The sequence below is a fragment of the Epilithonimonas bovis DSM 19482 genome, assembly GCF_900108115.1.
Classification (GTDB): Bacteria; Bacteroidota; Bacteroidia; order Flavobacteriales; family Weeksellaceae; genus Epilithonimonas; species Epilithonimonas bovis.
Map to the genome: position 1 here is coordinate 81,177 of NZ_FTPU01000012.1, position 11,700 is coordinate 92,876.

Below are 11,700 nucleotides of genomic sequence, written 5' to 3' on the forward strand. Positions count from 1 at the left end.
CTAAATTAATTCTTTTATTATAATATCAATGTGCTTTTTTATCTCCTGTTACTGTAAGATAGATGGTTTTAAGAATGATTACAATATCCATACTAAAACTCCAGTTCCTGACATAAAAAGAATCAGCGAGGATTCTTTTCTTCATCCCGATATTCATATCGCCATCGTCGCCCCTCAGTCCATTAACCTGTGCGAGGCCCGTAATGCCGGGTTTTACCATGCTTCTCACGCTATATCTGCTGATTTTTGGTTTGTAGTAATCATCTACCAATAACATGTGTGGCCTGGGGCCTACAACAGACATATCACCCAGAAATACATTAATGAACTGTGGCATCTCATCCAGGCTTGTTTTACGCAAAAATCTGCCTATCCGTGTGATTCTGCTGTCATTTTTTTCTGTTGTCTTGCTGGCAGATTCCTGATTGGTTTTCATTGTTCGAAACTTGATACAATCAAAAACCTCATCGTGAAAGCCATACCTTTTCTGACGAAAAAAAATGTGTCCTTTGGGATCATCTATCTTTATAAGAAATGCGATAACCGGAAAAAGCCAGGAACAAATAAACAATAAAATTATGGACGAGAAAACAATATCAAAAAGCCTCTTTATCGTATGGTTTGTAAAAAAATCCAGTGGATATTTGGACTGCGAGAGAATGGGAACTGTTTCTACATAATTGAATTCGTACTCGTAGAAATTATTCTGTATAATATCAGGAACCAAAGCAATTTTCACCTTATTTTTTTCAGCCTGATGAAACAGTTCGTTTTCAAAATCCTTATCGAGACAATGTTCTGATGGAAGAAATATGGTATGAATTCCGTTACCTTTCCAAAACTTGATAAGATCCTGAAAATCGTAATAGCTATGATTATAATCAAAAATCTTGTAACCATAATCCTTTCTCTGGCGGATAATATCCTGCAGTACATTAGAAGAAGGGCTCTGCCCGATGAACATCACGTTTCTGTGATTGATTCCTACAGAGCGCAAATACTTTAAGAGGAAAAATATAAAAGATTTCACCGGGATAATAACCAGTACAATGGCGAGTGCAAGATAAAATCTTTCTGTTTTCAAAAAATCGTTGTTGCTGACTTTGCCTAGTAAAATAACGCCTAACAAAAAGAAAAAAATGTGAATCAGGATTCTCTCCAGATAAATGGTGTAGGTGACATTTCGAGGGATATGATAGAGCCTGGTTTTGCCACTTAATAAAATCCAGAAGCACGAGAGCAGCACAACCGAAAGTATATTCTGCTCCAGCGTGTCCGTGTCATATTTAACTTCAAAATTTCTCCAGTATAAAAACACAAAGACGGATGATACCAGAATCATATCAAGTAGAATCACAAAAGTCTTAAAATATCTAGAATACCGTAGTTGCTGCATTGACGGGTCAAATTATGGGATATTCAGGTACTTATGTGTCTGTATAGAAGAGCGCCACCTTGGGTGCTCCAATATAAAATCCGTGATTTTAGGATAATTGGCGTCGCGCTTGCTCCATTCGCTTTGGAGGTAGAGTTCGCACGTTTCTGAAACCTTTTCTGCCTGTTCCTGTGCAAATTTAAAATCATTATTATTGAAAATAATAACCTTTAATTCGCTGGCTTTCTGATAGATATCTTGCAAAGGAAGCCCGGTCTTTTTGGGTGACAGTGTGATCCAGTCCAGCTGTCCACTCATTGGGTAAGCTCCCGACGTTTCTATATGGATGGTGCAGCCTAATTCTTTTAGTTTTGATGTAAGGATTTCGAGATTCCACATCAATGGTTCCCCACCTGTTAAAACGATTGTTTTACAGTATTTTGCGGCAGTTTCTGCTATTTCCACAGCATCCATCAGCGGATGAAGGGTTGGATCCCAGCTCTCCTTTACATCGCACCAATGGCAACCTACGTCGCATCCGCCCAGGCGGATAAAGTAAGCAGCTTTCCCAGCATGAAATCCCTCTCCCTGAATGGTGTAAAAATGCTCCATCACCGGGAGCATTTTTCCTTCTTTTAATAATAAGTCTTCTTGTTCTTTAGTCATTATAAACCGAAGTTTTATAGGCAATGATGGTATTTTTCATCAGCATTGCTCTCGTCATTGGTCCCACGCCGCCAGGCACGGGTGTGATCCAACTGGCTTTTTCTGCGCAGCTATCAAAATCTACATCGCCTGCCAGATGATATCCTTTTTCAGAGTCATCATCTACTCTTGTAATCCCGACGTCTATGATAACGGCACCTTCTTTTATCATCTCTGCTTTCAGAAAGTAAGGGTCTCCCAATGCTGTTATCACAATATCAGCTTCTTTTGTATATTCTTCTATATGTTCTGTGTAAGAGTGTGTCAGCGTTACGGTAGAGTTTCCCGGGAAATCTTTTCTTCCCATCAGGATACTCATCGGTTTCCCAACGATCCTGCTTCTGCCGATAATCACACAATTTTTACCTTTTGTTTCTATATTATATCTTTCCAATAAAGTCAAAATCCCAAATGGGGTAGCGGGCAAAAAAGTATCCATTTCCAATGCCATTTTCCCGAAATTTTCAGGATGAAAACCGTCTACATCTTTTCTCGGATCAATCGCCATAATGATCTTTTCCTGATCAATCTGTTTGGGTAACGGTAACTGAACGATGAAGCCGTCCACATCTTTTGACCTGTTGAGCTCCTCAATTTTTTCCAGCAATTCCGATTCTGCTACCGTGCTTGGAAATTTGATCAATGACGAGCTAAAGCCCACCTCTTCGCAATCTTTCACTTTGCTGTTGACATAAGCCTTGCTTGCGCCGTTGTTTCCTACCAGGATCGCCACCAGATGTGGTGCACGTCTTTTATTGGCCAGGATTTTCTGAACTTCTTCTTTGATTTCAGCTTTTACTTCTTTTGAGACTTTGAGTCCATCTAGAATTTGTGCCATTTTCTTTCTTTTTACTTTTTAGATTTATTTGGTTTCAGGATATTTTTCAGGATTTTGATGCGTGCAGAAAACGGAGAGGATATAGATTGTTTTTATTTCTTCATCAACTTCGTATAAAACAATATATGGGAAGTTTCTTAAGGCCAGAAAACGAACTTCTTCATATTTCTTTTGGAAAAAAGGGCTAATTGAGATTTTTAATAATGCCTCATCTAATCTTTTATTAAAACTTTTTAAAACTCTTACTGAAATATTGGCATAATAATCCGTAGCATTCTCAATATCTAATTCTGCTGAAAGCAAAAATTTCAGGTCATAATCCATATTTTGAGCGGATTTTTCTTAAAGATTCACTTGCATCAACTGCTGTGCTTTTATCTTCCTTCAGACGCTCATCAATCACCCTTTTCATCTCATCTGTCAATTCCAAATCGATATCTTCGTTCTTTTCAAAACGGATTTTCATCTTTTTCAGAAAGGTTTCCACAAATGTTTCTTCCTCTTTGTCTTTAAGCTGTATTGTGATTTGTGTCATGACATTAATATTTAATCAAAATTAATGAAAAAATCCTATCTGTTTGACTTATAATAATTAATCAATCCGTTGGTAGAGCTGTCGTGGGTTTCTACATCGCCTGCAGTTTCCAGTTCCGGAAGAATGGCACCGGCCAAAACTTTTCCTAATTCTACACCAAACTGGTCAAAACTGAAAATATTCCAGATGACACCCTGTACAAAAATCTTGTGCTCATACAATGCAATCAGCTGGCCTAATGAAAAAGGTGTTAACTCTTTGAACAAAAATGAATTGGTGGGCGTATCACCAGCAAATATTTTATAATTAATCAGTTTTTCAATCTCTTCTTCTGTTTTTCCGGATGACATTAGCTCCGCAAATACTTCTTCTTTTGTTTTGCCGAACGCCAGAGCCTCGGTTTGGGCAAAGAAGTTGGCTAGTAATTTATCTTGATGATCAGACACTTGATTGCAAGATTTGGCATAAGCTATAAAATCTGCCGGGATTAATTCTGTACCTTGATGAATCAGTTGGTAAAAAGCGTGTTGTCCATTGGTTCCAGGTTCTCCCCAAATGATTGGCCCCGTTTCATACTCTACAAACTCACCATTTCTGTCGACCGATTTTCCGTTACTTTCCATATCAGCTTGTTGGAGATAAGCCGCAAAACGATCTAGATATTGGGAATATGGTAAAATAGCATAAGTCCCTGCAGCGTAGAAATTGCGGTACCAGATTCCTAAAAGCGCCATCAAAACAGGAACATTTTCTTTGAAATCTTTGGTCTGGAAGTGGACATCGGTTTCATAAGCACCTCTCAGCAACTGTTCAAAATTTTCATAACCAACAGACAAAACGATACTTAATCCAATTGCACTCCAAAGCGAATAACGGCCACCAACCCAATCCCAGAATTCAAAAATATTGTCTTCTGCAATCCCGAATTTTTCAACTAAATCAATGTTAGTAGACAATGCCACGAAATGTTTGGCCACATCTTCATTTTTAGCTCCCGATTTCAGGAACCAGTCTTTGGCAGAGTTGGCGTTAGTCATGGTTTCCTGCGTGGTAAATGTTTTGGAAGCAATGATGAACAGCGTAGTCTCCGGATTAAGGTTTTTGACAACCTCAGCCAGATGATTGCCGTCTACATTAGATACAAAATGCACATCCAGTCTTGTTTTGAAATGCTTAAGCGCAGAACAGACCATGACTGGGCCAAGGTCGGAACCGCCAATCCCGATGTTGACAACATCCGTAATTTGTTTTCCTGTAAAGCCTTTGTGAGAACCGGATATCACCGATTCCGAAAAAGCTTTCATATGCTCAAGAACCTTTTGGATGCCGGGTTTGATGTTTTCTCCATCTACCAAAACTGGCTTGTCAGAAAAATCTCTCAAAGCAGTATGAAGCACAGCCCGGCCCTCGGTTTCATTGATTTTGTCACCGGAGAACATTTTTTCTATGGCTTCTTTCAGTTGTGTTTCTTCGGCAAGGTTTAGCAGTAATCCCAACGTTTTAGAATCAATCAAATTCTTAGAATAATCAAAAAGATAAGAATCTGTCTTTAAAGAAAATTCTGAAAAACGGTTAGGGTTATATTGGAAAAGTGTTCTCAAACTGAAGTCGTTATTAGCAAACTGTTGATCAAGGGCTTTCCACGCAGCGGTTTGAGTCGGATTTATTTTAGGTAGCATTCTTAAGTATTTTAATTAATATTAATCTTAGGTAAGAAACTGATAAGACCAGCAAATTTAAGAAAAATCAACCACTTGAATCTAATTAGTTTTTTGGAAATCTCACGTTCTTTTTCACCGGATGTAACCTGTTTTTGAATATAAAAACCCTAACTTTACGATCAAAATTGAGATTATGGATGATTTCTTAGCTGCCCGATCTCAGATGGCAATGTCATTAGGCTTCCACATTGTATTTTCCTGTGTTGGGATGGTGATGCCTTTTCTGATGGCGTTTTCTCATTACAAATACCTGACTACCAAAGACGAAGTTTATAAAGGGCTTACCAAAGCCTGGAGCAAAGGCGTGGCCATTCTTTTCGCAACAGGTGCTGTATCCGGGACGATGCTGTCTTTTGAACTGGGCCTGCTTTGGCCTAAGTTTATGGAGCATGCCGGTCCTATTTTTGGGATGCCTTTTTCGCTGGAAGGGACCGCCTTTTTTATCGAAGCTATTGCCATTGGCTTTTTCCTGTATGGCTGGAAGCGGTTTAATAAATGGTTCCACTGGTTTTGTGGTGTTGTAGTTGGTGTAAGTGGTTTAACATCTGGCATTCTGGTAGTTGCGGCTAATGCGTGGATGAACAGCCCGGCAGGATTTGATTACATCAATGGGAAATACCTGAATATCGACCCTGTCAAAGCAATGTTTAATGAGGCATGGTTTCCACAATCATTTCACATGACGGTGGCCGCTTTTGCTGCTACAGGATTTGCTGTTGCCGGCATACACGCGTTGATGATTCTGAAGAAAAAGAATGTCAATTTCCATACAAAAGCCTTCCGGATCTCTGCCGGATTTGCTATTATCGGAGCACTCCTGGCGCCTATCAGCGGGGATGTCGCCGCCAAATCTGTTGCTAAAAGACAACCTATAAAATTGGCAGCGATGGAAGCACATTTTGATACTGAAAAAGGGGCTAGTTTTGTGATCGGTGGAATCCCCGATCAGCAAAATGAACAGATTAAATATGCGATCAAAGTGCCTAAAGTTCTTAGTTTTCTTGCGTTTGGAGATTTTGATGCAGAAGTGAAAGGGCTTAAGGATTTTCCCAAAGACCACTGGCCTCCGGTTGCTGTTGTTCATTATGCGTTTCAGATCATGATTTTCTTTGGAGTTGTGATGATGATAATTGGCATTTTTTATCTGATTGCCAATTACTGGAAACGGAGCTGGCTGGACAAGCAGTGGTTTCTCAAGATGTTTGTGATCGCCATCCCGTTTGGTTATATTGCTTTGGAAGCTGGCTGGACGGTGACAGAAGTCGGCAGGCAGCCCTGGATTATTTATGGGATTATGAAAACGATTGATGCGGTTACACCAATGCCGGGTATACAGTATTCTTTCTATTTCTTTACGCTGGTATTTATTTCTTTGTCATTAATCATCATATTCTTATTGCTTCGCCAGATCAAAATGGTTCCCAAAATATATGATCCTACAGACCCTAATTATAATCCTAAAAATAAGAAATTATGATTTACGTAGTTATTGCATTTCTTTGGGTTTCAATCTGCCTATATCTGATTATGGGCGGAGCCGATTTTGGAGTAGGTATTGTGGAGTTGTTTTCCAGGAAGTCTTACCGAAGCAAAACAGAGAAGATTATGTCCAAATCAATTGCACCCATTTGGGAAGCTAACCACATGTGGCTGATTATTGCGATTGTTGTTTTATTTGTAGGGTTTCCCACCATTTATACCACTGTTTCTATTTACCTTCATATTCCGCTGGCACTGATGTTGGTTGGGATTATTGCAAGAGGAACGGCCTTTACATTTCGTAATTATGATGCGGTAGATGACAGTTGGCAGAAAGTATATGCCCGGATCTTTTATTACTCCAGCCTGTTTACACCGTTTTTTCTGGGGATTTTGGCTGCAGCAACCATCAGCAGATCTATCGATCCAGAGGCAAAAGATTTCCTAAGCCTGTATATTTTCAGTTGGCTTAATCTTTTTGGTGTATGTGTCGGGCTATTTACTATTGCACTTTGTGCTTATCTGGCATCGTTGTTTTCTCTCCATGAGGCCAGATTAAGTGATGCACTTCCTCTAATGATCAGAAAAGCAAGACAAACAGCAGTGTATGTTGTGCTAACAGGGGTTTTGGTTTTTTTGAGTGCATATTATTCGGGTATTCCGCTTGTAAAATATGTTTTCTCTCAGGCTTTGGGTATTGTAGTAATAACACTTGCAACCATCAGTTTGCTTTTCACCAACGAAGCCATTAAGAAGAAAAATTTTTTGCTGGTAAGGTTTTTAGGCGGTTTTCAGATTGTTATGATACTAATAGCAGCAACATACCAACACAATCCGGATATTATATTATTTGCAGATGGAACTTCGTTGTCGCTTTTTGATGAAAGCGCCGCGCCTAAAACCATTGCAGCATTGGGCTGGGGATTACTCTTGGGAAGCATATTTATCCTGCCATTCCTATTTTATCTTTTACTGTCTTTTGGAGACCAAAGCAAGAAGTCTATAAAACAAAAGTCATAGCATATATTATGTTCTGCCATTGTTGGTCTTATTTTTGATACTGTGATTTTCATACGAATTAAATAAACTTGTCTTTTATGAAATCGCCGTAATTGGGAGAGCAAACACCAATTAAAATACAGCGATAACATATGACCATTAAAAACAGTAAAAATCTACTTATGAAAAAACTATTATTAACAATCGGGCTTTTTGCCGGTGTTTTGTCTTATGCACAGGCTTGGACAGGTAAGGGCGATCAGAAACTTCAGGTAGGGCTTAACGCCTGGGGGAATGGTACAGGGATCACAGGAACTTATGATTACGGTTTGTCAAAAATTGTATCATTAGGAGGTGGAGCAAACATCTACTTTAGCGGTTATAAAGACGACAACAAGGATAATAATTTTTTCATCTTTGGACGTGTTAATTTTCACTTGCAGGACCCGTTGAATTTGCCTAGCCAATGGGATATTTATCCTGGTGCAGACCTTGGTCTTTTGGGAAGCGAATTTGGATTGGGTGTCCACCTAGGTGTGAGATACTTCTTCAATGACAATATCGGAGCCTATATCGAGGCTGGAAACAACGGTAGTATCGGGGTTTCTTTCAACTTCTAGTTTCTACACCAAATCACATAAAATAAGAAAGCATTCCGAAATTCAGGAATGCTTTTTTGTTTAGTAGTGTTACCTTTTCAATTTGAGATTTTTGTTTTGTAATGGCAACGGGATATAGCCGTCATCGTCCTTCACTTTAGGAAACTCGTGATTGGCCCATTTTGTTTTGGCCTCTTCGATGGTATTGACATCTGATGAGACAAAATTCCAGTAGATATGCCTGGTTTCAGGAAAAGGTTCTCCTCCAAAAATATACACCGTAGAATTGGCTTTCAGAATAAAATGGCACAATTGGGTATCCTTTGCAATCAGAATATGTTTGGGGCTGTAAAGATTACCATCGCTCTCGATATTACCTTCCAAAATGTAAAGCGAAGATTCTCCAAAAAGATAATTGCCCAGGATAATTTCCTGATCTTCCTGAAGCGTATTTTTAACTTCCAGAAAATAAAGTGGCGAATATACCGGCATCGGTGATTTGCGCCCAAGGATTTCGCCAGCAATTAGTTTATAATTAATGCCATTATCCGTCCAGGCCGGGATATCATCTTTATCAATATGAAAAAATTCTGGTTCCATATATTCAAGCGTCTTTGGCAGCGCTACCCAAATCTGCAGCCCGTGAAGGTTTTTATCGGTTGTCCGCAGGTATTCGGGAGTTCTTTCGGAATGCGCTACACCTTTACCGGCCGTCATCCAGTTGACAGCACCTTCCTGTATTTCGACTTCATTACCCAGAGAATCCCGATGCATAATACTGCCTTCGAAGAGATAAGTGAGTGTAGACAGCCCAATGTGCGGATGCGGCGGAATGTCCAGATTTTGGTAATCCTTTAGCGCGGCTGGACCCATGTGGTCTATAAAAACAAAAGAGCCAACGCTTCTTTTTTGTGAAAATGGCAATAGCTTGCCTACCAAAAAATTACCGATATCGGCCGCACGCTCCTCTATAATCATCTGAATATTTGACATAGTTGCTTGTAATTTGGAATAAAATTAACGATTTAAAATTAGTTTTTATTCTAATGATCATCGAATTACATGCAGCCCGACTTATCTCAACGTATTGTTTATTTTAATCTGAATCGATGAACCTCTCCGTTAGGTTTGAGCGGACACTCCGAGAACCTCAGTGTGACAAAGCGGGAGCCCTTCGACAAGTTCAGGATAAACTACAAGGGCGGGAAATGCTGACGTAAAAATATAAATGGCAAATCGACAGAGTCAAATGCTATTCAAATGCTTGAGCTTGATTGCATGTTAGATGACTTTTTGACAAAGATTTTATAATGGTACAGTTTCTGACGAAATGACTACCTTTGCATACCTTTAATATTAACATTAATCAATGACACTTACACAATTATTTCAATTTATATTAAGTATCTCTATACTTGTAACTTTACATGAGATTGGCCACTTTTTACCGGCCAGATGGTTCAAAACCAAAGTTGATAAATTCTTTTTATTTTTCGATCCTTATTTCTCCATTTTCTCTATGAAGAAAATTAACGGGAAATGGCAGTACAAATTCTTTTCTCAAAACCAACCGACTGAGGAAGAAGTGGTGATAGACGGCAAAAAAGTCGTTCAGCCGATTGATATTACCAAACTTCCGGATAGCGACTGGAGAAAACATGATGGTGTAAAATACGGTATTGGCTGGTTGCCTTTTGGTGGTTATGTAAAAATCGCCGGGATGGTGGACGAGAGTATGGATACCGAGCAGCTTAAAAAACCGGCACAACCTTGGGAATTCCGTGCAAAACCGGCTTGGCAAAGGCTGATTATTATGATGGGTGGTGTAACCGTTAATTTCTTTTTGGCCTGGTTCATCTATTCGTGCCTATCTTACTTTAAGGGAGAAACTTTCCATGACAATTCTAAATTCGAAAACGGAATTGCAGTTTCTGATGCTGGTAGAAAAATGGGACTGGAAACAGGGGATAAAATCCTGAAAATTGATGGTAAACCTGCGGAAAGAAGGGAAACGTCTATCGTGAATATGCTTTTTGCCAACAATGCAACAGTCCTGAGACACGGAAAAGAGGTGACATTCCCAATTAACGAGGATGGTGTTGCAGATGTTTTACATGCCAATGAGGCACGTCTCTATTTTAGCCCGCGTTTTCCTGCCGTTATTGACAGCCTGGCTCCAAATATGCCTGCCATAAAAGCAGGGCTGCAAAAAGGCGATGCCATTGTTGCGGTTAATGGTAAGGCAACACCATATTTTGATCAGCTGAGCAGTAATCTAAAAAATCATAAAGGACAAACTGTGGAGCTCTCACTCATTAGAAACCAAAAACCGGAAAAAGTCACTGTGCAGGTTACTGCTGATGGTAAACTGGGATTCTCACCAGATACAAAGGTTGCTGAAAGTTATTTGGCAAAAAGCGAAACAACAAAACATTATTCTTTTCTACAGGCAATCCCTAGGGGACTTACAAGAACTATTGATGTGCTGACAATGCAGATTAAGCAGTTCAAAATTATCTTCAATACAAAAACACAGGGCTATAAAAAAGTGGGTGGCCCGATAGCCATTATCAAACAAATGCCGGAAACCATCAACTGGGAGTTTTTCTGGGGTTTTACAGCGATGTTCTCTATATGGCTGGCTTTCCTTAATCTGATTCCAATACCGGGATTAGATGGTGGTCATGTACTGTTTACTTTGTGGGAAATTATCACAGGCAAGCCGGTTCCGCAGAAAGTTTTGGAAAATGCACAAATGATAGGTGTGATTTTTTTACTCGGCCTAATGGTGTTAATATTTGGAAATGACATTGTTAAGTGGATCACCGGAAAATTCTAAATAATTTTTTTTAAAAAGTTTGAAAAAAGTTTTGGAAGAATAAAAAAAGTTTCTATATTTGCACACGCTTAAAGCAAAAAGAAACATTCCTCCTTAGCTCAGTTGGTTAGAGCATCTGACTGTTAATCAGAGGGTCGCTGGTTCGAGCCCAGCAGGAGGAGCGCTGAAAACGAGACACTTACAGAAATGTGAGTGTCTTTTTTTATATTTGTCACGAACATTTCACGAACAAAAGTATTTTATTTTAATGCTATTTTTGGGATCAAGATCAAACCTTGGGGACTAGGCAAAAATTTTAGATAATCTGAAAAGGAAAAATACTTTGTCTTTAACACCTCTAAGCTGCATTCTGAATTGCTTTATTTTCGAATTAAACGATTCTGCAGATGCATTGGTACTTCTTCTTTCAAAATAATTCAGGATGTCATTATAATGGTTTGTAATCGTATTTTTAAGTGTTGAAAAGGATTTAAAACCTGATTCTTCCACATCTTTAAACCAATGGGCAAGTTTGAGCATTGCTACAGATTTTAATGTGTTCTGATTATAAATTTTCCTTAGTTTATCGGATAAATTGTAAGCTTTTTCCAAATCTGGATATTCATTAAAC

The 11,700-nt window shown here is 39.1% G+C and carries 12 protein-coding genes and 1 tRNA gene; 5 read left to right on the forward strand and 8 right to left on the reverse strand.

The features are described 5' to 3' along the window. Window positions 1–25: 25 nt before the first annotated feature. The 6 genes from B0B05_RS06990 to pgi are packed head-to-tail and all read right to left on the reverse strand — an operon-like array spanning window position 26 to window position 5,132. Window positions 26–1,396, reverse strand: a complete 1,371-nt coding sequence (locus B0B05_RS06990; protein WP_076782946.1) for an exopolysaccharide biosynthesis polyprenyl glycosylphosphotransferase — start codon at window positions 1,394–1,396, stop codon at window positions 26–28. Between the two features lie 12 nt (window positions 1,397–1,408). Next, entirely contained in the window at window positions 1,409–2,041 is a 633-nt protein-coding gene (locus B0B05_RS06995; RefSeq protein ID WP_076782947.1) for a 7-carboxy-7-deazaguanine synthase QueE, read from the reverse strand. Further along, complete coding sequence (locus B0B05_RS07000) at window positions 2,034–2,918, reverse strand: bifunctional 5,10-methylenetetrahydrofolate dehydrogenase/5,10-methenyltetrahydrofolate cyclohydrolase (RefSeq protein WP_076782948.1); 885 nt, start codon at window positions 2,916–2,918, stop codon at window positions 2,034–2,036. Before B0B05_RS07000 ends, B0B05_RS06995 begins: the two co-directional genes overlap by 8 nt. Before the next feature lie 24 nt (window positions 2,919–2,942). Further along, window positions 2,943–3,242, reverse strand: a complete 300-nt coding sequence (locus tag B0B05_RS07005; RefSeq protein WP_076782949.1) for a type II toxin-antitoxin system RelE/ParE family toxin — start codon at window positions 3,240–3,242, stop codon at window positions 2,943–2,945. Further along, window positions 3,232–3,453 carry a hypothetical protein gene (locus tag B0B05_RS07010; RefSeq protein WP_076782950.1) on the reverse strand — a complete coding sequence of 74 codons (222 nt, stop codon included), beginning with the start codon at window positions 3,451–3,453 and terminating at the stop codon, window positions 3,232–3,234. Before B0B05_RS07010 ends, B0B05_RS07005 begins: the two co-directional genes overlap by 11 nt. Window positions 3,454–3,488: 35 nt before the next feature. After that, window positions 3,489–5,132 (reverse strand): glucose-6-phosphate isomerase, encoded by a 1,644-nt coding sequence (gene pgi / locus B0B05_RS07015; protein WP_076782951.1) that lies wholly within the window; start codon window positions 5,130–5,132, stop codon window positions 3,489–3,491. A 175-nt stretch (window positions 5,133–5,307) separates the two neighbouring features. On the opposite strand from pgi, the gene B0B05_RS07020 reads away from it, so the two are divergent. The 3 genes from B0B05_RS07020 to B0B05_RS07030 all read left to right on the forward strand — a co-directional run bounded on the left by B0B05_RS07020 (window position 5,308) and on the right by B0B05_RS07030 (window position 8,272). After that, window positions 5,308–6,651 (forward strand): cytochrome ubiquinol oxidase subunit I, encoded by a 1,344-nt coding sequence (locus B0B05_RS07020; protein WP_076782952.1) that lies wholly within the window; start codon window positions 5,308–5,310, stop codon window positions 6,649–6,651. Then, window positions 6,648–7,673, forward strand: a complete 1,026-nt coding sequence (locus B0B05_RS07025; protein WP_076782953.1) for a cytochrome d ubiquinol oxidase subunit II — start codon at window positions 6,648–6,650, stop codon at window positions 7,671–7,673. Before B0B05_RS07020 ends, B0B05_RS07025 begins: the two co-directional genes overlap by 4 nt. 161 nt (window positions 7,674–7,834) lie before the next feature. Beyond that, complete coding sequence (locus B0B05_RS07030; RefSeq protein WP_076782962.1) at window positions 7,835–8,272, forward strand: DUF6646 family protein; 438 nt, start codon at window positions 7,835–7,837, stop codon at window positions 8,270–8,272. Between the two features lie 69 nt (window positions 8,273–8,341). On the opposite strand, the gene B0B05_RS07035 is transcribed toward B0B05_RS07030, so the two are convergent. Further along, window positions 8,342–9,244 carry a pirin family protein gene (locus tag B0B05_RS07035; protein ID WP_076782954.1) on the reverse strand — a complete coding sequence of 301 codons (903 nt, stop codon included), beginning with the start codon at window positions 9,242–9,244 and terminating at the stop codon, window positions 8,342–8,344. Between the two features lie 376 nt (window positions 9,245–9,620). On the opposite strand from B0B05_RS07035, the gene rseP reads away from it, so the two are divergent. Further along, window positions 9,621–11,090: an RIP metalloprotease RseP gene (gene rseP / locus B0B05_RS07040; RefSeq protein ID WP_076782955.1), complete on the forward strand. Its 1,470-nt coding sequence runs from the start codon at window positions 9,621–9,623 to the stop codon at window positions 11,088–11,090. Between the two features lie 87 nt (window positions 11,091–11,177). Then, window positions 11,178–11,251: transfer RNA gene (locus B0B05_RS07045), tRNA-Asn, on the forward strand. Between the two features lie 121 nt (window positions 11,252–11,372). On the opposite strand, the gene B0B05_RS07050 is transcribed toward B0B05_RS07045, so the two are convergent. Then, the coding region (locus B0B05_RS07050; protein ID WP_076782956.1) for a transposase at window positions 11,373–11,700 on the reverse strand (328 nt) is incomplete at its 5' end.

Excerpts from the sequence above, each read along its gene's own strand:
- B0B05_RS06995 (WP_076782947.1), bottom strand. The coding sequence starts at position 2,041 with ATGACTAAAGAACAAGAAGACTTATTATTAAAAGAAGGAAAAATGCTC.
- B0B05_RS06990 (WP_076782946.1), bottom strand. The coding sequence starts at position 1,396 with ATGCAGCAACTACGGTATTCTAGATATTTTAAGACTTTTGTGATTCTA.
- B0B05_RS07010 (WP_076782950.1), bottom strand. The coding sequence starts at position 3,453 with ATGACACAAATCACAATACAGCTTAAAGACAAAGAGGAAGAAACATTT.
- B0B05_RS07030 (WP_076782962.1), top strand. The coding sequence starts at position 7,835 with ATGAAAAAACTATTATTAACAATCGGGCTTTTTGCCGGTGTTTTGTCT.
- rseP (WP_076782955.1), top strand. The coding sequence starts at position 9,621 with ATGACACTTACACAATTATTTCAATTTATATTAAGTATCTCTATACTT.
- B0B05_RS07025 (WP_076782953.1), top strand. The coding sequence starts at position 6,648 with ATGATTTACGTAGTTATTGCATTTCTTTGGGTTTCAATCTGCCTATAT.
- pgi (WP_076782951.1), bottom strand. The coding sequence starts at position 5,132 with ATGCTACCTAAAATAAATCCGACTCAAACCGCTGCGTGGAAAGCCCTT.
- B0B05_RS07020 (WP_076782952.1), top strand. The coding sequence starts at position 5,308 with ATGGATGATTTCTTAGCTGCCCGATCTCAGATGGCAATGTCATTAGGC.
- B0B05_RS07035 (WP_076782954.1), bottom strand. The coding sequence starts at position 9,244 with ATGTCAAATATTCAGATGATTATAGAGGAGCGTGCGGCCGATATCGGT.
- B0B05_RS07000 (WP_076782948.1), bottom strand. The coding sequence starts at position 2,918 with ATGGCACAAATTCTAGATGGACTCAAAGTCTCAAAAGAAGTAAAAGCT.
- B0B05_RS07005 (WP_076782949.1), bottom strand. The coding sequence starts at position 3,242 with ATGGATTATGACCTGAAATTTTTGCTTTCAGCAGAATTAGATATTGAG.